This is a genomic window from Corynebacterium nasicanis (assembly GCF_042658165.1).
In the GTDB taxonomy this organism is placed as follows: domain Bacteria; phylum Actinomycetota; class Actinomycetes; order Mycobacteriales; family Mycobacteriaceae; genus Corynebacterium; species Corynebacterium nasicanis.
This window is the reverse complement of record NZ_JBHSQE010000001.1, coordinates 618,998-643,547: the sequence shown is the minus strand read 5'-3', so window position 1 is coordinate 643,547 and position 24,550 is coordinate 618,998. Positions and strand designations below refer to the sequence as shown.

Annotated in this window: 18 protein-coding genes; 11 read left to right on the top strand and 7 right to left on the bottom strand. The window is 69.8% G+C overall.

What is annotated here, in order from left to right; all coding sequences use genetic code 11:
* Position 1: 1 nt before the first annotated feature.
* Positions 2–2,092: a hypothetical protein gene (locus ACFPUZ_RS03145; protein WP_376999787.1), complete on the bottom strand. Its 2,091-nt coding sequence runs from the start codon at positions 2,090–2,092 to the stop codon at positions 2–4.
* A 95-nt stretch (positions 2,093–2,187) separates the two neighbouring features.
* Positions 2,188–3,378 carry a chromate efflux transporter gene (gene chrA / locus ACFPUZ_RS03140; protein ID WP_376999785.1) on the bottom strand — a complete coding sequence of 397 codons (1,191 nt, stop codon included), beginning with the start codon at positions 3,376–3,378 and terminating at the stop codon, positions 2,188–2,190.
* 170 nt (positions 3,379–3,548) lie between these two features.
* Here chrA and ACFPUZ_RS03135 point away from each other — a divergent pair, with 170 nt between their 5' ends.
* Complete coding sequence (locus ACFPUZ_RS03135) at positions 3,549–5,477, top strand: LPXTG cell wall anchor domain-containing protein (protein ID WP_376999783.1); 1,929 nt, start codon at positions 3,549–3,551, stop codon at positions 5,475–5,477.
* A gap of 59 nt (positions 5,478–5,536) precedes the next feature.
* Here ACFPUZ_RS03135 and ACFPUZ_RS03130 read toward each other — a convergent pair whose 3' ends face one another.
* Positions 5,537–7,564: an LPXTG cell wall anchor domain-containing protein gene (locus tag ACFPUZ_RS03130; protein WP_376999781.1), complete on the bottom strand. Its 2,028-nt coding sequence runs from the start codon at positions 7,562–7,564 to the stop codon at positions 5,537–5,539.
* Positions 7,565–7,743: 179 nt separating this feature from the next.
* Here ACFPUZ_RS03130 and ald point away from each other — a divergent pair, with 179 nt between their 5' ends.
* Positions 7,744–8,835 (top strand): alanine dehydrogenase, encoded by a 1,092-nt coding sequence (ald, locus tag ACFPUZ_RS03125; protein ID WP_376999779.1) that lies wholly within the window; start codon positions 7,744–7,746, stop codon positions 8,833–8,835.
* On the opposite strand, the gene ACFPUZ_RS03120 is transcribed toward ald, so the two are convergent.
* Positions 8,792–9,202, bottom strand: a complete 411-nt coding sequence (locus ACFPUZ_RS03120) for a globin (RefSeq protein WP_376999777.1) — start codon at positions 9,200–9,202, stop codon at positions 8,792–8,794. The genes ald and ACFPUZ_RS03120 overlap by 44 nt on opposite strands.
* Before the next feature lie 25 nt (positions 9,203–9,227).
* Here ACFPUZ_RS03120 and ACFPUZ_RS03115 point away from each other — a divergent pair, with 25 nt between their 5' ends.
* Positions 9,228–10,004 carry an ABC transporter ATP-binding protein gene (locus ACFPUZ_RS03115; protein ID WP_376999775.1) on the top strand — a complete coding sequence of 259 codons (777 nt, stop codon included), beginning with the start codon at positions 9,228–9,230 and terminating at the stop codon, positions 10,002–10,004.
* 48 nt (positions 10,005–10,052) lie between these two features.
* Positions 10,053–11,237 carry a cystathionine gamma-synthase gene (locus ACFPUZ_RS03110; RefSeq protein WP_376999773.1) on the top strand — a complete coding sequence of 395 codons (1,185 nt, stop codon included), beginning with the start codon at positions 10,053–10,055 and terminating at the stop codon, positions 11,235–11,237.
* Between the two features lie 40 nt (positions 11,238–11,277).
* On the opposite strand, the gene ACFPUZ_RS03105 is transcribed toward ACFPUZ_RS03110, so the two are convergent.
* On the bottom strand, positions 11,278–12,189 hold the full coding sequence (locus tag ACFPUZ_RS03105) for a DMT family transporter (RefSeq protein ID WP_376999771.1): 912 nt from the start codon (positions 12,187–12,189) through the stop codon (positions 11,278–11,280).
* Positions 12,190–12,232: 43 nt separating this feature from the next.
* Between ACFPUZ_RS03105 and ACFPUZ_RS03100 the strand changes: the two genes are divergently transcribed.
* Positions 12,233–12,949, top strand: coding sequence for an SDR family oxidoreductase (locus tag ACFPUZ_RS03100; protein WP_376999769.1), 717 nt, complete (start codon positions 12,233–12,235; stop codon positions 12,947–12,949).
* Here the strand turns inward: ACFPUZ_RS03100 and ACFPUZ_RS03095 are convergent.
* A complete protein-coding gene (locus ACFPUZ_RS03095) occupies positions 12,936–14,819 on the bottom strand; it encodes an FAD/NAD(P)-binding protein (protein WP_376999767.1) in 1,884 nt (627 codons plus the stop codon). The genes ACFPUZ_RS03100 and ACFPUZ_RS03095 overlap by 14 nt on opposite strands.
* 121 nt (positions 14,820–14,940) lie before the next feature.
* Here ACFPUZ_RS03095 and ACFPUZ_RS03090 point away from each other — a divergent pair, with 121 nt between their 5' ends.
* The 6 genes from ACFPUZ_RS03090 to ACFPUZ_RS03065 all read left to right on the top strand — a co-directional run bounded on the left by ACFPUZ_RS03090 (position 14,941) and on the right by ACFPUZ_RS03065 (position 21,931).
* Positions 14,941–16,575: a TIGR04028 family ABC transporter substrate-binding protein gene (locus ACFPUZ_RS03090; RefSeq protein WP_376999765.1), complete on the top strand. Its 1,635-nt coding sequence runs from the start codon at positions 14,941–14,943 to the stop codon at positions 16,573–16,575.
* Positions 16,572–17,513 (top strand): ABC transporter permease, encoded by a 942-nt coding sequence (locus ACFPUZ_RS03085; RefSeq protein WP_376999763.1) that lies wholly within the window; start codon positions 16,572–16,574, stop codon positions 17,511–17,513. Before ACFPUZ_RS03090 ends, ACFPUZ_RS03085 begins: the two co-directional genes overlap by 4 nt.
* The gene (locus ACFPUZ_RS03080; protein ID WP_376999761.1) at positions 17,510–18,316 is read left to right on the top strand and encodes an ABC transporter permease; all 807 of its coding nucleotides are present in this window, start codon (positions 17,510–17,512) and stop codon (positions 18,314–18,316) included. The genes ACFPUZ_RS03085 and ACFPUZ_RS03080 overlap by 4 nt, the downstream gene beginning before the upstream one ends.
* 1 nt (position 18,317) lies before the next feature.
* On the top strand, positions 18,318–19,934 hold the full coding sequence (locus tag ACFPUZ_RS03075; RefSeq protein WP_376999759.1) for a dipeptide ABC transporter ATP-binding protein: 1,617 nt from the start codon (positions 18,318–18,320) through the stop codon (positions 19,932–19,934).
* Positions 19,935–19,936: 2 nt separating this feature from the next.
* On the top strand, positions 19,937–21,130 hold the full coding sequence (locus ACFPUZ_RS03070) for an alkylhydroperoxidase domain protein (protein WP_376999757.1): 1,194 nt from the start codon (positions 19,937–19,939) through the stop codon (positions 21,128–21,130).
* A gap of 66 nt (positions 21,131–21,196) precedes the next feature.
* The gene (locus ACFPUZ_RS03065; protein WP_376999755.1) at positions 21,197–21,931 is read left to right on the top strand and encodes a GntR family transcriptional regulator; all 735 of its coding nucleotides are present in this window, start codon (positions 21,197–21,199) and stop codon (positions 21,929–21,931) included.
* A gap of 22 nt (positions 21,932–21,953) precedes the next feature.
* On the opposite strand, the gene pepN is transcribed toward ACFPUZ_RS03065, so the two are convergent.
* Complete coding sequence (gene pepN / locus ACFPUZ_RS03060; protein WP_376999753.1) at positions 21,954–24,515, bottom strand: aminopeptidase N; 2,562 nt, start codon at positions 24,513–24,515, stop codon at positions 21,954–21,956.
* Positions 24,516–24,550: the final 35 nt, after the last annotated feature.

Below are 24,550 nucleotides of genomic sequence, written 5' to 3'. Positions count from 1 at the left end.
ATCAGGAACCCGAGACACCGCCCCGGCGACGGAAGGCGAGCAGCCCGGCGCCGCCGAGCAGTGCCGCCAGTGCCACTCCGACTACGCCGGTGACGGCGGCTCCGGTCCGGGCGAGCCCGCGCGGCTCCTCCGGGCTCTGCTCGGGTGTGGGCTGCGGGGGGATTGTGGTCTGGGCCGGCGTAGCCGGCGTCGGGGTTCCCGAGGGCAGAGAGCTGCCCGGCACGGGGATGACCGGAATGACCGGGATCGTCGGATCGTCCTCCTCGCACACCAGCGGTACGGCCGCCTGGTCGCAGGCGTCCTCCACGGTGAAGGGCTCGCCGGTGTTGACACCTTCCATGTCCATCTCGTTGCCGAAGGGAGGAGAGAGCAGCCGGCTGTTGGCGGAGATGTTGTTCTCCTCCTGGCCGGGGAAGCGGCGGTTGAAGTCGGACGGGAGGATGGTGGAGGCCAGGGCCTGGCGGTTCTCCGGATCCTCGGTGGGGCGGGTGACCATGCACTGGTCGTTGCCGAAGACCCCGCGCAGGGGCAGTGACGGGTCGGCGTCGTAGAGCGCTTCGTACTCGTCGTCGAAACGCATGACGCCGGTGACCGGATCGCGGTACATGAAGTCGCCGCGGGTGACCTGCCCTAATTCGGTAGTGCCGGAGGTGGTGGTCGTGCGGCCCCCGCGCCCCCAGTCGTAATCGAGCAGGGAGGTGCAGGTCCAGTCCGGATCATTGTTGAAACGCGTGCACGATTCCGAGGTGAAGGCCTGCGCCGCCGCGTACTTGGCACCGGCGGCGATGGCGGCCGGGTCCTTCTCGGCGGCCAGCTCGAAACTCGCCTGCATCGGGGGCACGGAGACATGGAGGACCCAGTAGTTCCCGTCCGCGGACTCCTCCACGGTGTAGGCGATGCCCGGGGTCGCGGGGTCGCTCGGATTGACGGCTCCCCCTTCGCCGACGCGGTCGGGATAGGTCGCTCCGGTCCAGGACTGCGCCGGCGGCTGCTCGGCCTCCTTGTCGGCGGGCTTCGGGGGGATGAGGGTCGAAGTGTCCCCGTTGACCTCGTAGACATCGGCCGGCTGGGCCTGCGCCGGCAGCACGAGGTTGCCGTAGAGCCAGCCGTTCATGTCGTGGGCGACAGAGCCGTCGTAGGCGACGCCCAGGTCGGCGGCGACGAAGGAGTAGAAGGCCGCGAAGTCGGCGTTCGCATCCACCGTGGCCGGCTGCCCGACAGGGAGGCGGGTGGTGGTGGGAATGGCCGCCGCGGGGATCGTCGTGGTGTACACCACACGGTCGAAGTTGGTGGACATGCCCGAAAAGAGCAGGGGATCCCCTTCTCGCGGTTCTGTCTGGTCGAGCAGTTCCTGGGGGATGACCTGGTAAGCGACGGTGAGGTCGCCGCCGTCCCGGACGCTGGACAACACGCGGACCTTCTCGCCGTTCTCGGTCTGCAGAATTGTCGCCGGGTCATAGAAGTAAGCGCTGTCGGCGGAGGCATAGACGTCCCCTGCCATGCCCGCGAGGTAGTCCTGGCCTCCCATCCCCTGCAGGGCTGCCGCCGGGTCGCTGTTGAGGATGGGGAAGTAGAACACGGCGCCGGGGTGGGCGGCGAGGTAGTCGCGGCGAAGTTCCAGGAGCTTCTCGGCGCGCTCCTCCTCCGGGAGGGTCTCGAGGTGCTCGGCGAGAGCCTGCAGCACCTGCTGCTCCGAGGTCTGCTCGTCGGTGGCGTAGCTGATGGGCCGCACCGTGGCGTGGCGGATGACGGGCTTGCCGACATTCTTCGGCACCACAATCGTCTGCCGGGTCGTGTGCTGATAGGGGAGGGTCCCACTGTGGAAGGGGCGGATGCTCACCCCCCAGGTCGCCTCGTTGCAGTCCGGGTCGCAGGGGCGGCCGACGATGTCGACATAGCCGGGGCCACCGGGATGGGCGCCGACAAAGTCCAGGCCCCCGAGGAACATGAGGGCGATCGCGGCGCCACCCAGGGACGTGATTCCTCCCTGGGCCGAGGCCGTCGGGGCGGCGCCGAACGCCAGGGAGCCGACGAGCAGGGCGCTCGTGGTGGCCATGAGGCCCCGGCGGATGGTGGACTTGAGAGAAACCATGGAGACACCTTCGGGGAAGCTCTGAACTATAAGTGAGCCACAGTGTAACTTGTATAGTCTCGTAATTCGGCCCGTCCGCGGCGGTGGGGCGGAAATTACAGCAGGAGCCACCCCCCGAGGGCTGCGGCCAGCGCGATGGACCAGGGTGGCAGCTTCCACACGGCCAGTCCCAGCCAGCACAGGGCCGCGATGCTCAGCGACGCCACACCGGTAATGCCGTGGACCACCACCGGGTCCCACAGTGCGGCGGCGAGCAGACCGACGACCCCGGCGTTGGCCCCCGTGAAAGCGGCGCGCAGCGCCGGGAGGTGGCGCCAGCGGCCCCAGAAGTGCAGGCCGGCGGTCATGAGCAGCGCGGAGGGCAGGAAGATGGCCACCGTGGCCACGAGCGCCCCGAGCCAGCCCCCATCCACGGCGCCGAGGAAGGAGGCGAAGGTGAACAGCGGGCCCGGTACCGCCTGGGCGGCGGAGTACCCGGCCAGGAACTGCTCCTGCGTGACCCATCCCGGTGCGACGGTGAGCTGCTCCAGCAAGGGGAGGACGACATGCCCCCCGCCGAAAACCAGGGAGCCGGCCTGGATGTAGGCGGCTACCCGGGCCAGCAGTGCGCCACCGAACAGGGTCGCGCCCAGCGGCAGGGCGAGCAGGAGCAGAAAGAACAGGACAAGCGCCGCGTAGGCGGTGCGCGCGCCCACCACGCGTAGCTCCGTCCCAGCGGGGTCAACCTCCTGCGGCTTTCCGCGCAGCGCCGCCAGACCGATGACTCCGGCGCCGAGGATGACGGCCACGTGGGTGAGCGGGCCGGGCAGCAGGAGGACGCACAGTCCGGCAAGCACCGCGATGGTGGCCGTGAGCCGCGTGTTCGCCATGCTCCGGGCCATGCCCGCCACGGCGTGGAACACCACGGCGACGGCCGCGGCGAGCAAACCGGAGATCCAGCCCTGGTGGGCGTCGATAGTCGCGGTGGACAGGAGGAGACCGAAGAACCCGAGCAGCAGCGTGGAGGGGGCGGTGAACATCAGCCACGCCGCGGTCATGCCGGCCCACCCGGCGCGGTGATACCCCAGCGCCATGCCCACCTGCGAGGAGGCCGGGCCAGGGAGAAATTGGGCCAGGGCGACGAGGTCCGCGTAGGAACGCTCCGTCAGCCACTTCCGGCGGGCGACGAATTCTTCCCGGAAATAGCCCAGGTGGGCGGTGGGGCCGCCGAAGGCCGTCACCCCGAGGATGCCGAAGCTGCGTATGACGTCCCCGAGTCCGCTCTGCCTGTCTTTCACGGTCGTCATCGTAGGCGACACGTACCCCCGTTTCCTAGGTATTACCTGGGGAGAGGGTGAATATCCGGTGTATTGTCCGCAATGTATAAGTTCCTTGCTTAGAGGTGGGTGCCATGTCTCGTCAATCAGCCCGGTTCCGTCGGCTTCTGATCGCGTCTCTCGCTTGTTCCGTTGCAGGCTTGAGCGCCCCGCTCGCCCACGGCCAGGATTCCCCGGCCGTGAACCTGGGGGTGTGGGCCTACGAGGACATGATCCTGGGTGATCTCCTGCTCCCGCTCGGCGGTCCCGGCTACGTCGACATCGTCGGCAAGCCCTGCGAGCCGGGGGAGGGCCTGGCGAAGTGGGGGGTGAGCGTGCGGCCCATGTCCAGCTCCTCCGCACCGCTGGAGCACATCACCACCAACCGGATGGTCATCCCGAAGCAGGTGAACGGGCAGGACATCGGCAAGCCGAGCCTCGACAACGTGCAGCTGCGGCGACTGGCCCCGCTTCCGGAACACGCGGTGGTGGAGGCCTACCAGCAGCACCTCGCCGGACTCGACGAGGCGGCGGCCCGGGAACTCAACGAGGCCGTGGCCGCGGAGATCCTCGCCCGCAACCCGAACGCGATCCACCGCGTCTTCAGTCAGCCCGAGGAGGACCCGGCCACCTCCGGATGGAAGGTGCTCGACGGCTTCGGCGGCAAATTCTGGGGGACCAGAAGCAACCCGTATCCCACAGAAACCGCCGTCGGCACCGCCACTCCCGAGGACATCTGGGATGAGACGGCTGAGGCGACTCCGCTTCTCGACGCCACCGGCTCCCGCGTCCGCGTCCTCGCCTCCGAGAGGAACGCCGACGGCAGCATCCGCGTCGTTTACCAGCCGCTGCCGGACGACCTGGTCGATTCCGGCGCTTTTCGGCAGGACTCCGACCTGAACCCGGACATGACGCCCGGGCGTTCCACCAGCCTGGATCGCGTCGTGTACGAGACCACGATCTCCCCGGAGCAGTTCGCCACCCTCACGCAGCTTCCCCCGGGAGAGGTGCTGGAGGCAGATTTCGATCGTGACCTCACCACCATCTATGAGGTCATGGCGGAGAAGGTGGGCATCTCCTATGCGGGCCCGCTCTCCGTCGACGCGGAAGGGGCGCTCTACGGAGGCCTGGTCCTGCCCGTGGCCCAGACCCCGGCGGAGGCCGTGGAGGTGGCCGACACCATCGAGGGGCTCGACCGGATCAGTGCGGGCGAAGAGAACCTCTTCTACGCCATCACCGAATCGGAGGACGGCACCTACTGGGTCATCGATTTCGCCACCCCGCCCATGCAGGCGAGCTTCGACGTGACGGTGGATACGCCGGAAGACGCTGCCGCTGCCGCCGGTGCGTACGTGCCCGCGCAGGTGTACACCGCCCAGACCTGCACCCGGTGGAGCAACGAACTTGCCTGGGAGTGTGAGTCCCTCTTCGAGTACCCCTGGGGTAGGGGCGGGAACACGGAAAGCCACCCCGATTCCGAGGTGACGGAGAACGTGGTGCGCGGCACCCTGGAGATCCCCCAGGGGGCGACGGCAGCGGAGCTTCGCCGGGGTATCTTCGGCAACCCCTCGTGCATGGTCACCCGCCCCACGGAGGATCCCGACAACCTCGATGCGTTGGCCTCCACCATCCTGCCCACCGACTACAACAACCGTTTCCCCGGGCAGCCGGAGAATCCGATCTCCCCGGCGGACATGTTCCTCGAGGGCGCGTACATAGACGACATCCCCATGCGGGGTGCCAACGACGGCCCCGGCTGGATCAACGAGGACGCCTGCGACCAGGCCGCCGTGCCGCTCGTCTGCAGCGCTGACACGCCTCCCGGCGGCAGTTCTCTCCCCGGAGCTGCGCTGCTCGGCTCTGCTCTCCTGAGCTCCGGCACGGGCTCGTCCTCCCCGGATGTCAGCAGCCCGGCCCCGGCCCAGACCACCGTGGTCCCGCAGCCGCAGTCACCGGCCCAGCCCGCCGAGCAGGCGCAGCCCGCGCCCCGGGGCCTCGCGCAGACCGGCGCGTCCGTCATCGGCCTGGCGGTGGTGGGACTGCTGGCCCTGGCGGGTGGCGTCCTGCTGGTGCTCCGGCGACGTCGATAACCGAGCCGACAGAAACGTCGACCCCCACCTGGATGGTGGGGGTCGACGTGTGTCAGGGTTTAGGAGTTCCGGCGGCGCACTGCCAGGAGGGCGGCGCCCCCGAGCAGGGCGGCCAGGGCCACTCCGATGACACCTATGACCTCGGCGCCGGTCTGGGCGAGGCCGCGCGGCGGCTGCGCCACCGGGGTCGGCTCAGCGCTCGGGGTCGGCTGCGGCGCGATGGTGGTCTGGGCCGGGGTGGGGTCCGGGACGGGGGTATCGTCCGGCGCCGCCGAGCCCGAACCGGAGCTCAGCAGGGCAGAACCGCCGATGAGCAGGGCGGAGCCGAGCAGCGAGCTGCCGCCGGGCGGGGTTGCGGCCGGTGCTGCCAGGCGGACACCGGCCTGGTCGCAGCCGTCGGCGGAGGTGAAGGGCTCACCGTCGTTGACATTCCGCATGGGGATGTCATCGCTGAACTGCTCGCCGCGGAGGAAGCGGTTGGACGGGGAGACGGTGTTCTCCTGCTGCCCGGGGAAGCGGTTGTTGTAGTCGGACGGCAAGATGGTGGAGGCCAGCGCCTGGAAGTCCGTGGGGTCCTCGGTCGGGCGGGTGACCATGCAGTAGTCGTTGCCGAAGATGCCGCGCTGGTAGTGGCGGTCCCGCTCGAGCCCGCTCAGGCCGGCGGCGGATTCGGTGATGGTGAGGGTGCCCCGGACCACGCCGTCGGTGAGGACCGTGCCCGCGGCGTAGGTGCTCTCCAGGTTCAGGCCTTTACCCCAGCTGTAGTCGTGCAGTTCCTGGCACTGCCAGTTGAGGTCGTTGCCCCAGCGTGTGCAGGTCGACTTGTGGTAGATCTGGGCGGCGACGTACTCGTCGCTGGTCGTACCCGCCGGGAGCTTCGGCGCGGTGACGTCGAAGCTGAACTGGGACCGCGGGCCGAAGATGTCGATGACCCAGTAGTGGCTCGTCCCGTCCGCGTTCACGGGGGAATCGGTGACCGTGTAGTAGATGGTGTTGTCCGTCTCCTCGAAGTGCGGGAACTGGACGCCGGTCACCTTGGTGGTGTCCACCGGGGAGCTGTTCTTGGTCAGGACCATGTCGCCGAAAATGGCTCCGGCCATCTCCACGGTCAGTGCCCCCGGGTCGGCGAGGCCGAGCTCCTCGGCCAGGATGCGGTTGGTGGCGCGGATGTCGCGCTCGATGACACTAGGGGAATCCACCGCGACGCTTCGCGTCGGGGCCGGGAGGCGATCGAGGGTGGGGAAGTCCGCAGGGTCGATGAGGACCTCGTGGATGACGCGCTCGAGGTTGGTGCTCACGCCGCGGTGCATGCGCTCGTCGGCCTCGAACTGGATGTTCTGGGTACCGGGGGTGAGGAAGAAGTCCTGCACGACGGTGTTATGGATGTCCTGGGGAACGGACAGGTAGGTGACCCGGATCGGGGCGCCCGGCTCGGTCGTGGAGGGTACGGCCGAGAGCAGCTTCACCAGGTTGCCCTCGTGGTCGAGGAGGAACTCCCAGTTCTCGTCCTCCACCGTGCCGTCCACGCTGCCGCGGACGAGCCCGTCGTTGTAGTCGGCCGTCCAGGTCAGGCCTCCGAGGCCGTCGAGCATGTGGGAGTCGTGGGTGCTGTAGTTGAGCAGGTAGGGGCTGATCTGCAGCAGGGACTCGGGGTGCTCCGCCGTGAGCCGCTCGCTCACGCGGGCCAGCAGCTCGTGTCGGGCTCCATACTCGAGGAGGTGATCGGCGGCCTGCTTCGCGAAGGCGACGTCCGGGTGGGCCGGCAGGGCTTCTGCGGAGCGGAAGTTGCCGCGCCACTGGCCGTTGACCAGGCTCGGCTCGCCGACGGTCTTCGGGATGACGATGCGCTGGGTGACCCGGTGCTCGTAGGCCTCGTCGGCGCTGCCGAAGGGGCGGACGCTGGCGCTCCAGGTGGCGGTGTCGGGATGGTAGTCGCGGCCGACGATGTCGACGTAGCCGGTGCCCCACAGGGCCGGGGCATTCTGGGCCTGTGCGGCCGGCAGCGCGAGGGTGGTGCCGGCGGCGAGAAGGGAGGTGGTGGCGACGGTGGCGAGCAGCGACCGCCGGAGGGAAGCAGAAAGGGACATGGCAACTCTTTCCGAGCGAAGGTCTGTACAAAACGGGATGCTAGCAGTCACCTGTGGTTTTCTTCGGGACACGCTGGGGGTGTCTCGTAATTTTGTCTACCTCAGGAGTGATCGGGATGACACCGGTGCCGGGCACATTCCGCGGTCAGTGTCACCCCGCCCGAGTAAGGTCAATGGCCATGCGTATCGGAATCCCGCAGGAGATCATGAACATGGAGGGCCGGGTGGCCCTCGGCCCCACCGGCGCCGGCACCCTCGTGGCCGAGGGGCACGAGGTGATCGTCCAGGCCGGGGCGGGCGCGGGCTCCTCCATCGCGGACAGCGAGTACGAGGCCCAGGGCGCGCGGATCGTCGCCACCGCCGAGGAGGCCTGGGCCGCGGACATGGTGCTCAAGGTCAAGGAACCCCTCCCCGCGGAATACCCCTTCCTCCGCGCGGACCTCATCCTGTTCACGTACCTGCACCTGGCCTCCTCGCGCGAGTGCACGCAGGCCCTGCTGAGTGCCGGCACCACCTCGATCGCCTACGAAACGGTGCTCGACGCCCGCGGCGGACTGCCCCTGCTCACCCCGATGTCGCAGGTCGCGGGCCGTCTCGCCGTGCAGGAGGGCGCGCACCACCTCATGAGCTCCAAGGGTGGGCGCGGCGTTCTGCTTGGCGGCGTGCCCGGCACGGCCCCGGCCAAGGTCGTCGTCCTCGGCGGCGGCCAGGTCGGTGCGTCCTCGGTGGCGATTGCCCAGGGGCTGCGCGCCTCCGTCACCGTCCTCGACCTCGACCCGGCCGTGCTGGCCCGCTTCGACGATCTCTACCAGGGCAACGTGCGCACCCTCATCTCCGATCCCATGACCATCGAGGCTGAGCTTATCGACGCCGACCTCGTCATCGGAGCCGTCCTCGTCGCCGGCGCGAAAGCCCCCACCCTGGTGAGCGAGGAGCTGGTGGCCCGCATGAAGAAGGGCTCTGTCCTCGTCGATGTCGCCATCGACCAGGGCGGCTGCTTCGCCCCCTCCCGGAAGACCTCCCACGAGGATCCCACCTACCTCGTGCACGACTCCCTCTTCTACTGCGTGCCCAACATGCCCGGCGCGGTGGCCAACACCTCCACCCGCGCGCTCACTTCGGCCACGCTGCCCTATGTCCGGGCGATCGCGGAGGCGGGGGTGGACGGGGCCGTCGAGAAGCATCCGGGCCTGGCCCCGGGCCTGATGACCCGCGGCGGGGCGCTGCTCAGTGAGCCCGTGCGGGAGGCGTTCCCGGATCTTCCCGGTTGATGAGCATCGCCGCCACCCGCTCCATGTGATCCCACATCTGGTGGCGGTAGGCGGGCGGGATCGTCTCCTCGTCGATGCTGTCGAGCGAGACCTTCATCAGCTCCAGCCAGCGGATCGCGGCGGCGCGGTCGATGGGGAAGGGGAAGTGCCGACGCCGCAGCATCGGCGCCCCGCGCTGCTCGTTGTACGTCGCGGGACCGCCCCAGTACTGCGTGAGGAACCACAGGAGCCGCTGCTCCGCGCCCTCCCAGTCATCGTCGGGGTACATCGGCCCGAGAATGTCGTCCGTCTTCACCTGTGCGTAGAAGCCGGCGACCAGGCGGGAGAAGGTGTCGGCGCCGCCCACGGCGTCATAGAGGCTGCTCATGGCACCCCAGTCTAGGCTGGCGGGCATGTCCACCGCGCTCTCGCTTCTTGGCATCACCGTCCGCCGCGGCCCCACCACGCTGATCACGGACATCTCCTGGCAGGTGCCCACCGGCTCCCACTGGACCGTGCTCGGACCCAACGGCGCCGGCAAATCGACCGTGCTCAAGCTCGCGGGCGGCTGGTGGTACCCCACGACCGGCAAGGTCGACATCCTCGGTCACCGCCTGGGGCGCGTCGAGCTGGCCCGCCTGCGCCGCCGCATCGGCTGGGTCGACCCGCGCCAGCGACTGGGCGACTATCCCGTCGCCGAGCTCGTGCTCTCCGGAATCACCGCTTCCAACGGCCTCCTCCCGCGCTGGACGCCCACCCCGGAAGAGGAGGCGCGGCTGGAGGAACTGCTCCAGCTCACCGACATGGCCGCCAAGCGCGACCGCCGCTGGTCGGCGCTCTCGCAGGGGGAGCGGGCGCGCACGCTCCTCGCCCGGGCGCTCATCCACCAGCCGGACCTGCTGCTTCTCGACGAACCCACCACCGGCCTCGATCTCCCCGGCCGGGAGAAGCTCCTGCGCGTCATCGACGAGCTGCGGGCGCGGCGCCCGGAGCTGACGACGGTGATGGTGACGCACCACGTGGAGGAGATCGCGGCGTCGACAAGCGATGCGCTGCTGCTTCGCGACGGCCGCATCCTCGCCGCCGGCCCCATCGGCACCACCCTCACGGCCGCCAACCTCTCGCGGCTCTACGGCCTGGAGGTGGAGTTGCAGCAGGTCAAGGGGCGTTGGTTCGCGCTCTGCATATAATTCCCGGGTGTTTCCTTCCCGGTGGACCGCTTGGTCTATAGTGGCCGCATGACTCACGGACTCTCTGGTTTCTCGTCTCGATCCATCCACGCCGGATACGAGCCCGACAGCCTGTACGGCCCGATCAACACCCCGATCTACGCGTCGACCACCTTCGCGCAGAACGGCCTCAACGAGCTCCGCGGCGGCTTCGAGTACACCCGCTGCGGCAACCCGACGATCGCAGCCCTGGAGAAGACCGTCGCCTCCCTCGAAGGTGCCGAATTCGGCCGCGCCTTCTCCTCCGGGATGGCCGCCACCGACATCATCCTGCGCATTCTCCTGCGCCCCGGAGACCACCTCATCCTCGGCCACGACGCCTACGGCGGCACCTGGCGGCTCATCGACGAGGCCTTCGGCGCCTGGGGCGTGGAGTACTCGGTCGTCGACACCACCAACGTCGCCGACGTCGAGGCCGCCCTGCGCCCGAACACCAAGCTCATCTGGCTGGAGACCCCGACCAACCCGGCGCTGTCCATCACCGACATCGCCGCCGTCGCCGCCATCAAGGGCCCGGCCGCACTCGTGGTGGACAACACCTTCGCCTCCCCCTACCTGCAGCAGCCTCTGGCGCTCGGTGCGGACCATGTCCTGCATTCGGCCACCAAGTACCTGGGCGGGCACTCGGATGTCGTCGGCGGCATCGTGGTGACCAATTCCGCCGAGTTCGACGAGCAGCTCCTGTGGTTCCAGGGCGGGGTCGGCCCGATTCCCTCGCCCTTCGACGCGTACCTCACCGCCCGGGGCATCAAGACCCTCGCCGTCCGGATGGAGCGCCACTGCGACAACGCCGAGGCCATCGCCGCGCATCTCGACACCTCCCCGCAGGTGGGCACCGTCCTCTACCCGGGCCTGCCCTCGCACCCCGGTCACGAGGTGGCCAAGAAGCAGATGAAGCGCTTCGGCGGCATGATCTCCGTGCGCTTCCACTCGGAGGAGGCGGCGCGCGTCTTCTGTCTCAACACCCGGCTGATCTGTCTGGCGGAATCCCTCGGCGGCGTCGAATCTCTCGTCGAGCACCCGGCGACCATGACCCACCAGTCGGCCGCCGGCTCCCAGCTCGAGGTGCCGCGTGACCTGGTGCGCATCTCCATCGGCATCGAGGATGTCGAGGACCTCATCGCCGACATCGACGTCGCCCTGGAGGCCGTGGCGGCGGCGGAGGCAGCCGCCGAGGTGTCGGCGGAGGTGTAGAAGGGTCTACATCCTTCTCGTCATCCTTCTCGTCCGGCCCCTACAACCGGATGACGCCCACCCCGGCCACCATGAGGGCCAGCCCCAGTGCCTGCAGTAACGTCACCCTCCGGCGGTGCGCCCCGAGCAGCCCGAAATGGTCGATGAGCAGGCTGCCGGCCATGAGCCCGAGCAGGATCGTCATCACCGTCAGTCCCGTGCCCAGCACCGGGGACAGAAACGCGTTGCCGAAGACGAAGGTGGCGCCGAGGAACCCGCCGATCCACATCCACCACGGGTTCCCCGCGGAGACGTCCAGCCGCCATCTGTTACGCAGCGCCAGGTTGATGAACAGCAGCGTCACCACGCCGAACGCAAAAGACACCAGCGCCGCCCCGAGCGCGGAGCCGAACACCACGCCGAGCTGGCCGTTGATGGCGGTCTGGGCGGCGGAGAACATGCCGAACACCACGCCCGCCGCCCGCCACGCCCACAGCGACCAGCCGGAGGAGTGCCCGCCGGACAGGGCCTGGCCGGGCCGCAGCATCGTGCCCAGCACCCCGGCCACGAGCAGCAGCGCACCGAGCACCCGCACGGCATCGAGGCGGTGGACCGGGGCGTGGAAGAGCCCGAGATGATCGATGAGCAGGCCCATCATCACCTGGCCGGTGATCGGCAGGACGACGGTCTGCACGCTGCCCAGCCGCGGGAACAGGAAGATGTTCCCCGTCAGCACCACCACCCCGAGGATGCCACCCGACCAGATCCACACCGGCATTCCGGTGGCCTGGGAGAGGGGAGGGAGGTGGGCGTCGATAAGCAGGACGGCGAGGAGCAACGCGAGGAAGCCGACGGCAAACGACACGAGCGAGGCGAGGAACGGCGAGCCGACGGAGCGGCGGAGCCGGGAGTTGGCCGAGGTCTGGATCGGCATGACGGTGCCCACGAAGACACCGAACAGGACAGCAAGCATGGAACCTCCTCAGTTCAGGGTATCCCCGGCTAGAGTCCAGGGTATGACCGAAGCAATCGCCATCGTCACGGGCGCCACCGGCGGTATGGGGCGGGAGATCGTCGCCGATCTCGCCCGGACGCACCACGTGTATGCCCTCGGGCGCGATGACGTCGCCCTCGCCGAGCTCGGCGCGCTGGCCAACGTCACGCCCGTGTCCACGGACCTGGTGGTCGACCTGCTGGAGGCAGGCCCCGCTGGTTCGTGCCTGCAGACGCTGCTGGATATGCAGCGGGTGGATGTGCTGGTGCACGCGGCGGCGATCGCCACGAAGTTCAGCGTCGAGTCAGCCGGTGTGGCGGACTGGCGCGGCGCCATGGACATCAACGTCCACGTCCCCGCGGAGCTGACCCGCCGCCTGCTGCCGGCCCTGCGTGCCGCCCGCGGGGTGGCGGTGTTCATCAATTCCGGGGCCGGGCGCGGCTCCTACGGCGACAACATCGTCTACGCCGCCACGAAGCACGCCCTCTACGCGCTGGCCGACGGCCTGCGCAAGGCGGAGTCGACGGCCGGGGTGCGGGTGAGCACGGTCGCGCCGGGCCCGACGGACACTCCCATGCTGCGCGGCCTGTTCGCCCAGGACGACAAGGAGTACGTGGCCGAGCACGTCATCTCCCCGCTGGAGGTGGCGCGCGCGATCCGGCTGGTCGTCGATGCGGGGGAGAGCACCCAGATCACGGATGTCTCGGTGCGCCCGCGCATCGAGCTCAGCGACCGGTAGCGATCCGCAGCGCGGTGAGCGCCGCCCGGTCGGTCTCCTGCAGCATGAGCGGGTCGGTGCCGGGCATGGGGGAAATCGTCGTGTCCGCCATCTGCCCCCACGTCGGGATCCCGATGAGCGAGACCCGCTTATCGACGCCCCCGTCCGCCCCCACCAGCAGCCGCGTCTCCGGGTCGATCTCCGGAGAGCCGGTGGGGAAGCGCTGCCCGTCGGAGGTGCTCACTTCGAAGGGCCGGGCCCGGCCCGACTCGAGGAGGGAGAGCGCCAGCGGGTCGGCGGGGCGGCGGATGTCGGGGCTGTGCATCCAGGCGTCGACGAGTACGCGGGAGCGGACCTCCGCGCCCGCGGTCGTCGGCGAGCTGGCGACGAACCCGTCGTCCTCGGCGCGCACGCTCGGGTGCGCGCCGAGGAAGGTGACCAGGCCGGCGTCGACCAGTGCGAGCAGTTGCCGCGAGCGGAACAGGGGTGGGCCGGAGCCGACCATCTGCCCGAGGGCGGACATGGTGGCGAAGAGGCCGCGGCGGGATTCCAGGGTGTAGCGGTCCTGCGCGCCGAGCACGGCCGTGGGTTTGCGGGCGGCGTTGATCGACCACAGGGCGGCCTTGACCGGGCTTTCGGTACCCAGCGCCGCCTCGTGGATGTCGGTGGACATGCGCTGCGCGATGACTTCGGTGACCTCCGCGCGGGTGCCGTGGACATCCGCCAGCGGTTCCAGCAGGGCGCGCAGGGAGAAGGGCTCGCGCGTGTGCTGTGCGACGAGCGCCTCATCGCCTTCCAGGTCGCCCGTGAGCAGGGCTGCGAATTCCTCGGCGGGCAGATCGACGGCCGCCGGGCGGACGCGGGCGAGGGTGCGGTAGTAGGCCTCGAAGGCGTCGGCGATGACGGCGGGGAAGACCTGGGTGCCGTAGTCGATGCGCTCGGCGGCGGCGAGCTCCCGCAGCACCTGCCGCAGGCGCGGGCCCTTCACCTTCGGGGGCAGGCCGCCGTAGTCGGACTTCGGCAGGTAGGGGTAGCCGCGGTGGGAGGTGACGATGAGGTGCGGTTCGCGGCCGGAGGCCTCGTAGCGCAGTCCGGAGCGGGCGGTCGGGTCCGGGTGGAACACCCCGCCCCGGTCGAGGGTGAGCAGCGCCATGATGTCGAAGAATCCCATGCCGAGCCCGCGCACGAGGACGGGTCCCGATTCCGGGATGAGGTGAATCTGCTGCTCAACGGGGTTGTCCGGGCGGATCCACGTCCCTGCGGAGTCCGCAGCTGCGGACTCCGCCGGGGTGGGGCCGGGCACCTGCCAGCCCAGGGCCAGGACGGTGGCGTCGGCGGTGAGCACGGTGCCGTCGGACAGTTCGATCTCGTCGGCGTCGCCGGCCGCGCGCACCGCCACGGCGCGGGCGTGGTGGGCGACGACGGTGACCGACTCCGGCAGGCGGGCCAGCGCGACGTCGAAGACCCACCGGAGGTAGGCGCCGTAGAGGGCGCGGGAGGGGTGTGACTCGGGGCGGGTCTCGGCGATCTCGGCGGCGAAGGCCTCCGCCACCTCCGGCCGCGGCGGGTGCGCGGCGAGCAGGGCGGCGTGTGCCGGGGAGATGTCCTCGCCGCGCAGGTGCTGAATCCATTCATGCAGGATCGGCCCCTCGAGCACGGGGGCGGTGACGCTGGCGCCGGGCTCGGTGAACAGGGTCACCGCCGCCGAGAGGGTGTTCATGCACAGGGTGCGGGTCTGGGTGGTGTCCCACACGCGTCCGGCGCCGTGAGCTGCGTCGTCGATGAGGTGCAGGGTGAGGTCGGTGCCGGGTTCCAGGGCGGCGGCGAGTCTCTCGACGACCGAGATGCCGCGGGGTCCGAGGCCGACGACGGCAATGGCGGGGCGGGGCAAGGGGGCCTCCTCAGGGAAACGTTTAGACCGTACTGTCTATCCAGTTAGTACTATTTAGTCTACTCTGTGCTACGTTGCTGAGCAAAAGTCATACCTCATTCTTCAGGCAGGAGCAGTCCCCGTGAAACCCCGACGCCTCGTCGCCGCGCTGGCCCTGGTCAGCGGCCTCGCCCTCCTCGGCGCCTGCGTGAGCCCCACCGGGCCCGCGCAGGGCGAAGGCAACCGGCTCACCTACCTCGAGCCGATCTTCTTCAACACCCTCTACCCGCCGGGCGCCGGTTTCTACCCCAACGGCGCGGTGCTGAACAACGTCGCCGACCGCCTGCTCTACCAGGATCCCGACACCCTCGAGCTCTCCCCGTGGATCGCCACCCGCCTCCCGGACATCAACGACAACGCCACCGAGTACACCTTCGACATCCGCACCGACGTCACCTACTCCGACGGCACCCCGCTCACCCCGGAGAACGTCGTGGCCAACTTCGACCTCTTCGGGATCGGCGACTCCGAGCGCATGCTCACCTCCTCCGAACAGATCACCAACTACGAGCGCGGCGAGGTCATCGACCACGACACCGTCCGCTTCCACTTCTCCGCCCCCGCGCCGGGCTTCGCGCAGGCCACCAGCTCCTTCAACGCCGGCCTGCTGGCCGATGCCACCCTGGAGCTGGCCAACGACGGCTTCGCGCCGGGCAACGCCACCGGGGTCATCGGCTCCGGGCCCTTCGTCATCACCGGCGAGCAGCTGGGCACCCGCCTCACCCTCGACGCCCGCGAGGACTACGACTGGGCCCCGCCCGCGCACCCCCACCAGGGCCGCACCCCGCTCGACGGCATCGACTACGTCCTCGCCGCCGAGGACTCCGTGCGGGTCGGCGCGCTCGTCGCCGGGCAGGCGGACGTGGCGCGGCAGATCGAGGCGCCCGTCGAGAAGCATCTGCGGGACGAGGGCATCGAGGTCGTCTGGCACGGCACCAACGGCGTGAACAACTCCCTGAGCTTCCGTTTCATGCACCCGCATCTGCGCGACATCCGCATGCGGCAGGCCCTCATCCACGCCATCGACCGCACGGAGATCATGCACACTCTCTTCTCCGACTCCTACGTCCCCGCCACCTCCGCCCTCGCGCACACCGCCCTGGGCTACCGGGAGCAGGAGGGCGCCTACGTCCACGACGAGGCCCGCGCCCGGGAGCTTCTCGACGACCTCGGCTGGGCACCCGGACCCGACGGCATCCGCGCCCGCGGCGGCGAGCGGCTGGCCTTCACCATCAACGAGGCGGTGCCGCAGCCGCGCTCGCGGGAGATCATCACCAAGATCCAGGAGCAGCTGCGCCGCGTGGGCGTGGAGATCCACCTCAACCCCGGCGACAACGCCACCCAGAACGCGGACTCGAAGGACTACGAGAAAATCCAGATCCGACACACCATGGTCGGCCGCGCGGACTACGACGTGATCAAGTCCATGTGGCACTCGACCAACCGCAACGAGCTGCTCAACGGATCCGACGACACCGTCCACGACCCCCACCTCGACGAGCTGCTCCACGACATCGCCTCCCTGGCCACCGAGGAGGAACGCGCCACCCGGACCCGGGAGGTGCAGGACTACCTCACGGAGCAGGCCTACGTCCTGCCGCTCTTCGAGGAACCCGTGGTCTACGGCGTCCAGCCGCACGTCCTCGGCTTCCGCCCCGAATCCATCGGACGCCCCTCCTTCTACGGCGTCTCTCTCGACCTGAAGGAGGAGAAGTGACCCGTCCCGAGCTTCTGCGCCGCCTCGGGCAGGCGGTCCTCGTCCTGCTCATCACCTACACGCTGGCGTTCATCCTGCTCTCGGCGCTGCCCTCCGACGGCGTCATGGCCCGCTACGCCAGCCCTGACCTGGCGCTGTCCGCCGCGGAGATCGAGCGCATCCGCGACGCCTACGGCGCCGACGACCCCCTCGTGCTCCAGTACCTCGGGGCGCTCGGCGGCTTCGTCACCGGCAACTACGGCTACTCCGTGCAGACGGGCACCCCGGTGTCCACCCTCATCCGCGAGGCCCTGCCCGGCACCGTCGCGCTCTCCGTGTCCGCCTTCCTCCTGGCGCTGGTCCTGGCCGTGTTCATCGCGGTGCTGGCCACCACCCGCACCTTCGGATGGCTCGGCGACCTCATCCGCTCCCTGCCGGCGCTCATGGTCTCCCTGCCGACGTTCTGGCTGGGCATCGTGCTCATCCAGATCCTCTCCTTCCAGCTGGGCCTCGTGCCCCTCATCGGCGCCACCCCGGCGCAGGCCCTCCTCCTGCCGACCCTCACGCTCGCGGTGCCCATCTCCGCCCCGCTGGCCCAGGTGCTCATCCGCTCCATCGATGAGGTCCACCGCCAGCCCTTCATCCAGGCCGTGCGCGCCCGCGGCGCCGGCGAGGCGTGGATCCTCGGGCGCAACGTCCTGCGTAACGCCCTGCTGCCCGCGCTCACCATGGCGGGCCTGCTCTTCGGCGAACTCGTCGGCGGCGCCGTGGTCACCGAGGCCGTCTACGGACGCGCCGGCATCGGCCAGCTCACTGTCCAGGCCGTGGCCAACCGCGACACCCCCGTCCTGCTGGCCGTCGTCGTCATCGCCGCGACCCTCTACGTCCTCATCAACCTCCTCGTGGACCTGCTCTACCCGGTCCTCGATCCCCGTCTGCGCAGAAAGGCCCGAGCATGAGCACCCTGATCACCCGCCCCCGCCGGGCAGGCACGGTCCTCGCCGCCGCGATCCTCCTGCTGGCCATCGCCTGGGCGCTGCTGCCCCAGCTGTTCACCACCCATGACCCCAACTCCGGCACCTTCGCCCCGCTGCTGGCCCCCAACACGGAGAACTGGTTCGGCACCGATTCTGTGGGCCGGGACCTCTACACCCGCGTGGTGTGGGGCGCGCGGGAATCGCTGGCCGGCGCCCTCGTGGCCGTGCTCGTCGGGCTCGTGGTGGGCACCCTGCTCGGCCTGGTGGCCGGCACCCAGCGCGGTTGGGTCGATGCGGCGCTCATGCGCCTGGTCGACGTGCTGCTGTCCATCCCGGCGCTGCTGCTCAGCCTCTCGGTGATCATCCTGCTCGGCTTCGGCACCATCAACGCCGCCCTCGCCGTCGGTGTCACTTCCGTGGCCACCTTCGCCCGCCTCGCCCGCTCCCAGGTGCTCGCCGTCGCCGCCGCCGATTTCGTCGAGGCCGCCTACGGTTCCGGCGGGACCCGCCTGCAGGTGCTCTTCCGCCACATCCTGCCCAACTCGCTCACGCCGGTCCTGGCCCTGGCGGCGCTGCAGTTCGGGTCCGCCATCCTCCAGCTCTCCACCCTGGGCTTCCTCGGGTACGGCGCCCCGCCGCCCACGCCCGAGTGGGGACTGGTCATCGCCGACGCCCGCGACTACCTGGCCACCTCCTGGTGGCTGACGGTGCTGCCCGGCGTGGTCATCGTCGCGGTGGTCTGCGCCGCCAACTACCTCAGCCACACCATCCGGAAGGAGTCCTGACATGTCCGACAGCCCCCTCCTCGACATCGAGGACCTCGTCGTCTCCTACGACACCAGCCACGGCCCCGTCGCCGCCGTCAACGGCGTGAGCCTGCAGGTGCGCCCCGGCGAGATCACCGCCATCGTCGGCGAATCCGGCTCCGGCAAGTCGACCACCGCGCAGGCCGCCATCGGTCTGCTGCCCGGCAACGCGCGTATCGACGCCGGCGCCGTCCGCCTCCACGGCACCCCCGTCTCGGAGTTCAACGAGCGTGCCTGGCGCGGGGTGCGCGGCACCCGCGTCGGCCTCATCCCGCAGGACCCGAACAACTCCCTCAACCCGGTGCGCACCATCGGCGCCTCGGTGGGGGAGGGCCTGGCCATCCACGGGCGGGGCAGCGCCGCCGCCCGCCGCGAGCGCGTCATCGAGCTGCTCACCCAGGTGGGCATCGACCACCCGGAGAAGCGCCACGACCAGTACCCGCACGAACTCTCCGGCGGGATGAAACAGCGCGCCCTCATCGCCGCGGCCCTGGCCCTGGAGCCGGAGCTCATCATCGCCGACGAGCCCACCAGCGCCCTCGACGTCACCGTGCAGAAGGTCATCCTCGATCTTCTCGACGACATGCGCCGCGAACACCACCTGGGCATCCTCCTCATCACCCATGACCTGGCCGTCGCGGGTGACCGCGCCGACCACATCGTCGTCATGGAGCGCGGCGAGGTCCGCGAATCCGGGGTCGCCGCCTCCGTGCTCACCGACCCACGCGCCCCCTACACCCGCCAGCTGCTGGCCGACGCCCCCTCGCTGGCCACCGCCACCGCCGTCGGCGACCGCCGTCGCGCGCCCGACGCGCCCGTGCTTCTCGACGTCGAGTCCGTCACCCAGCGCTACGGCGACTTCACCGCCGTCGATGACGTCTCCTTCACCGTCGCCCGCGGCTCCACGCACGCCATCGTCGGCGAATCCGGCTCCGGCAAGACCACCCTCGGGCGTTCCATCGCGGCGTTCCACCAGCCCACCGAGGGGTCCATCCGTCTCGACGGCCGCGAGATCACCACCGCCACCCACCGGCAGCGCCGCGCCCTGCGGCGGGACGTGCAGCTCGTCTACCAGAACCCCTATTCCTCCCTCAATCCGCGCCAGACGATCGGGGACATCATCGCGGAGCCGCTGCGCAACCTGTCGGGAGCGTCGCGTCGAGAAGCAACGCGCCAGGTAGACAGCTACCTCGACCTCGTGGCCCTCGACCGCGGCACCGCGCAGCGCCGCCCGGCGGAGCTCTCCGGCGGGCAGCGGCAGCGCGTCGCCATCGCCCGCGCGCTCATCCTCGAACCCGAACTCGTCGTCCTCGACGAGGCCGTCTCCGCCCTCGACGTCACCGTGCAGGCGCAGATCCTGCGGCTGCTCGAGGACCTGCAGGCGGAGCTCGGCCTGACGTACGTGTTCATCTCGCATGACCTGGCGGTGGTGAGGCAGATTTCCGACACCGTCTCCGTGCTCAGCCGCGGACGGCAGGTCGAATACGGCCCCACCGCCGCGGTCTTCGACCACCCCACCTCCGACGTGACCCGTACACTCATCGACGCCATCCCCGGGGGCAACTACCGCGGCGGCGTCCTCAACCTGGGACTGTGACCATGACTGACGCCATCAACCTCCTCGCCGGACTGCCCTCCGACCACCCGCTTGCCCGCCTCCGCGAACAACGCCCCGCCGCGCGGCTCAACGCGCAACGCAGCTTCGAGGCCCTCCTCGAACCGCGCGACCCCGGCTCCTTCACCTACGGGGAGCGCTACGCCGTCGCCATGGTCGTCGCCGGACTCCACGGCGCGGAGGGCGTGCGTGACTTCTACGCCGAACTGCTTCTCGACGACGCCCCCGCCACCCTCCCCGCTCACATCGACGCCGCCCTCAGCGCCGGCGCTTCGCGGGGCCCCTCCTCGGACGGCGGCTTCCACCTCCACGACCCCGCCACGCTCGGGGCCCGCCTGGCGGCCGCCTTCGACATCGCCCACCTCATGGTCTTCCACCCGCGCGACGCCACCCCCGCCGCCATGGAGCACCTGCGACAGGCGGGCTGGTCGGAGGACGACATCGTCAGCCTCACGCAGCTCATCGCCTTCCTCAGCTTCCAGATCCGGGTGGTGCACGGGCTGCAGGTCCTCGCCGGCCGGGACGTGGCGGTCGCGGAGCGTGCGCAGCTGTCGGGTGAGATTCCCGCCTGGCCGGAGGTGCCCGGCCCTGACGTCGTGGCGCCCACCCGCTTCGTGCGCCACCCCCTGGGCTGGGCGCCGTGGGTGGAGCCGCTGGCGGAACTCAACCCCGCGCAGATCGACGCCCTGATCCGCCCCGAGCGGGCGTCCATGCCCTACTTCCGGCTGCTCGCCCGCGACCCCGCGGCGCTCAAGGCCCGCACGCTGACGGACCTGGACATCTTCTACAACACCGACGGCGGTCTCAGCCGCGCCGAGCGTGAATTCGCCGCCACCGTCACCTCCCGCTTCAACGGCTGCGAATTCTGCGTCTCCGTCCATGCCGCCCGGGCGGTGGAGGAGGGCGGTGACGAGGGGGACGTCGATACGCTGCTGGCCGAGGGAGTCGACGCCGACCTGTCAGTGGAGCGCTCCCGGGCCCTGCGGGACGCCTCCCTGTCCCTGACCGCTACCCCCGTCAGGTACGCGGCCGCGGATAGCGAGGCCCTGCGAGCCGTCGGGCTCGACGACATCGGGATTCTCGACCATTTATATGCAACCGCCTTCTTCAACTGGGCAAATCGCCTCATGCTCGTGCTCGGAGAGGCTGATGTACCTGCGCGATACCGGGCCAAGTAACACCTCAGACGTCCCGGGGACCACTGCATATGCGACACATTCTATGCGTTTCGCTATTCTTGAGGCGTGAGTTTCCCGTCCCGCCGTTCCCCGGCGTACCTGGCCATCGCGGATGACCTCCGCGGTCGTATCGAGCGTCGTGATCTCAGCGGTGGCGATAAACTTCCCACAGAAAGGGAATTGGTCGAGGAATTCGGCGTCGCCCGGATGACCGTCCGCCACGCCCTCGACATCCTCCAGATGGAGGGTCTCATCGAGCGGCGCCGCGGACGCACCGGCGGTACCTTCATCCGCAGCATCCCGCCCGTCGTGGAACTGACCCGCATGGAAGGGCTCATGCCGCAGCTGCGGGAACACGGGCTCGAGGTCAGCTCCGAGATCGTCGAATCCGACCTGCGGCGTGCCGAGAGCGCCGTCGCCGAGGCCCTGGGCATCGCCGTCGGGGACCCCGTGTTCCTCATCGTGCGCCTGCGCTGCGTCAACGACACCCCGCTCATCGTCGAGAGCTCGCACTTCCCCTGCTTCCGGGTGCCCGGCATGCTCGAAGCCGATCTCTCCCGCTCCATGTACGAGCTCCTCGACACCCAGTGGGACATGCGGCCGGTCCGTAAATCGGAGACCATCATCCCCGGGGTGGCCTCCGCCTGGGAGCAGCAGACCCTGGGCGTGACCCGCAACCTGCCGCTGCTGCGTATCTCCCGCACGGCCTACACCGCCGACGATCAGCCCATCGAGTACTCCGAGGACGTCCTGCGTTCCGACATCGCGCACATCCGCGTGGTGACTGACACCCGGTCCTAGCTGTCCTCACCCCCGGCGTCCCCTAGGAGGCGTCGATCTCCCGGTTGCGCAGGGCGCGGGCGACGCGGTCGCGCTGTTCGGCGACGACGCGTCGCAACCCGGCGGGCAGCTCGCGCGCCAGGAAGTCGTCGGCACGCGCCAGGCCTGCTGCGGAAATGTCCCACACCGGGTAGAGCCCGGTGAGGGTGGTCAGGGCGATCTCGGAGGAGGGGTGCTCCCACAGCTTCTCGGCGATGCGGAAGTACTCGTCGTTGAACTGGGCGAGATGCTCAGCGGAACCCGGGTAGACGAGGCCCTCCATGCGCACGCGGGCGTCGACGTTGGAGAGGTCGCCGGCGATGATCTCGTCCCAGATGCGCTTCTTGGTGGCCGGATCGTTGACGGCGGCCTCGGCGCGCAGGGCCGCCTGGTGGCCGGTGGCGGAGCGGTCCCGGGCCCGCTCCTGGGCGACGGCCTCCACCTCGACGCGGTCGTAGGCGATGAGGGCGGCCAGGGCCAGCCAGCGCAGCTCGGCGTCCTTGGAGGATTCCAGCACCTGCAGCAGGCGGTCGGCGGCGCGCGGGTTGAGCGGCAGCTTCGTCAGGGCGTGGGAGAAGACGAGGGCGACTTCCGGGTCGGGGGACTTGCGGCCGGAGAGGATGGCGTCGACAAGCAGGGCGGTGCCTTCGCGCTCCCACGCCGGGTCGACGAAGGTGCGCAGGGCGGTGGTGGCCTGCGCGAGGATGCGCTCGAGGACGGCGAGTTCGGTTTCGGCGGCGGCGCCGCGGGCGACGAGGCGCAGGAAGTCGCGGGCCTTCATGCGGCCGTCGCGGGTCGCCTCCCAGGCGGCGGACCAGCACAGGGTGCGGGCCATGGGGTCGTCGATGCGGTCGATGTGGTCGACGACGAAGGCCAGGGAATCGTCGTCGAGCTGCATGAGGCAGTAGGTGAGGTCCTCGTCGTTGACCAGCACGAGGTCGGCCGACGTCACGCCCACGAGCTCGGGCACCGGGGTGAGCGCCCCGGTGACGTCGAGTTCGACGCGGTGGGTGCGGGTGACGCGGTCGTCGATAAGCGAGTAGAGCCCGACGCACACGCGGTGCGTCCGCAGCTCGCCCGCGCCGGGGGCGGCGCCGGCCTGCGCGACGGCGAAGGACTCGTAGACGCCGTCCGCAACGGTGACGGCGGGGGAGAGGGTGTTGATACCGGTGGTCTTGAGCCACTCGTCGGCCCAGCCGGAGAGGTCGCGCCCGGAGGAGGTCTGCAGCGCGGCGAGGAGATCGTCGAAGGTGGCGTTGCCCCACGCGTGGTCGGCGAAGTGCCGGCGCACGCCCGAGAGGAAGGCGTCGCGGCCGACATAGGCCTGCAGCTGCTTGAGCACGGAGGCGCCCTTGGCGTAGGTGATGCCGTCGAAGTTCTGCTCGACGGTCTCGATGTCGGTGGCGTCCGCCAGGATCGGGTGCGTGGAGGGCAGCTGATCCTGCTGGTAGGCCCAGGACTTCTCGACGTTCGCGAACGTCACCCACGCCGTGTCGTACTGCGTGGCCTCCGCCTGCGAGATCACGGCCGACCAGGTGGCGAAGGACTCGTTGAGCCACAGGTCATCCCACCAGCGCATGGTCACCAGGTCGCCGAACCACATGTGCGCCAGCTCGTGGAGGATGGTCTCCGCGCGGCGCTCGTACTTGTAGTGGGTCGCCTTGGAGGTGAAGACGTACTCGTCGCGGATGGTCACGCACGCCGCGTTCTCCATCGCGCCGAAGTTGAACTCGGGGCAGAAGACCTGGTCGTACTTGCCGAAGGGGTAGGCCATGCCGAAGTGGGCGTGGTACCAGTCGAAACCCTGCTTCGTCTCGGCGAAGAGGCGCTCGGCGTCGAGGTGCCGGGCCAGGGAACGGCGGCAGTACAGGCCCATGGGGACGGTGAGCTCGGTGGGCTGATCCGCCGGGGTCTCCGGGTGGTGGGTGAGCGTGCCCTGCCAGGTGGAGGTGACCTCGGTGAAGCGGCCCGCGCACACGGCGACGAGGTAGGTGGACAGCGGATAGTCGATCCGCGAGCGGTGGATGGCGCGGTCGCCCTGCACCGAGGTGGTCTGCGCGCCGTTGGAGATGACCTTCCACTGCGCCGGGGTGGTCACCGTGAGGTCGTAGGTGGCCTTGAGGTCGGGCTGGTCGAAGCAGGCGAAGACGCGCTTGGCGTCGGCGGTCTCGAACTGGGAGTAGAGGTAGACCTCGTTGTCGGCCGGGTCGACGAAACGGTGCAGACCTTCCCCGGTGCGGGAGTAGGGGATCGTCGCGGTGACCCGCAGGGAGTGCCGGCCGGGGCTGAGGTCGGTGAGGGCGATGCCGTAGGTGTCGTCGTAGCCGTCCTCGTCGAGGGTGAGGGCCTCGCGGCGGATGTTCTGCCCGTCGAGGTACACCCCCTCCACGTGGGAGGCGCGCAGGTCGATGAAGGTGGAGCCGGCCTCCCGCACGGTGAACGTCACGGTGGTGATGCTGCCGAACTCGGTGTCGCCCGTCAGATCGAGGGCGATGTCGTAGTTGTCCACCTCGAGCAGGCCGGCGCGGTGGGCGGCCTCGTCGCGGGTGAGATTGATGGAGGTCAACAGGTACTCCTCAGTCGGGATTGCACGTGCACCGC

Coding starts and splice junctions, on each gene's coding strand:
- ACFPUZ_RS03105 (WP_376999771.1), bottom strand. CDS start 12,189: ATGCTTGCTGTCCTGTTCGGTGTCTTCGTGGGCACCGTCATGCCGATC.
- ACFPUZ_RS03075 (WP_376999759.1), top strand. CDS start 18,318: ATGTCCGACAGCCCCCTCCTCGACATCGAGGACCTCGTCGTCTCCTAC.
- ACFPUZ_RS03100 (WP_376999769.1), top strand. CDS start 12,233: ATGACCGAAGCAATCGCCATCGTCACGGGCGCCACCGGCGGTATGGGG.
- ACFPUZ_RS03145 (WP_376999787.1), bottom strand. CDS start 2,092: ATGGTTTCTCTCAAGTCCACCATCCGCCGGGGCCTCATGGCCACCACG.
- ACFPUZ_RS03080 (WP_376999761.1), top strand. CDS start 17,510: ATGAGCACCCTGATCACCCGCCCCCGCCGGGCAGGCACGGTCCTCGCC.
- ACFPUZ_RS03115 (WP_376999775.1), top strand. CDS start 9,228: ATGTCCACCGCGCTCTCGCTTCTTGGCATCACCGTCCGCCGCGGCCCC.
- ACFPUZ_RS03130 (WP_376999781.1), bottom strand. CDS start 7,564: ATGTCCCTTTCTGCTTCCCTCCGGCGGTCGCTGCTCGCCACCGTCGCC.
- chrA (WP_376999785.1), bottom strand. CDS start 3,378: ATGACGACCGTGAAAGACAGGCAGAGCGGACTCGGGGACGTCATACGC.
- ACFPUZ_RS03070 (WP_376999757.1), top strand. CDS start 19,937: ATGACTGACGCCATCAACCTCCTCGCCGGACTGCCCTCCGACCACCCG.
- ald (WP_376999779.1), top strand. CDS start 7,744: ATGCGTATCGGAATCCCGCAGGAGATCATGAACATGGAGGGCCGGGTG.
- ACFPUZ_RS03110 (WP_376999773.1), top strand. CDS start 10,053: ATGACTCACGGACTCTCTGGTTTCTCGTCTCGATCCATCCACGCCGGA.
- ACFPUZ_RS03120 (WP_376999777.1), bottom strand. CDS start 9,202: ATGAGCAGCCTCTATGACGCCGTGGGCGGCGCCGACACCTTCTCCCGC.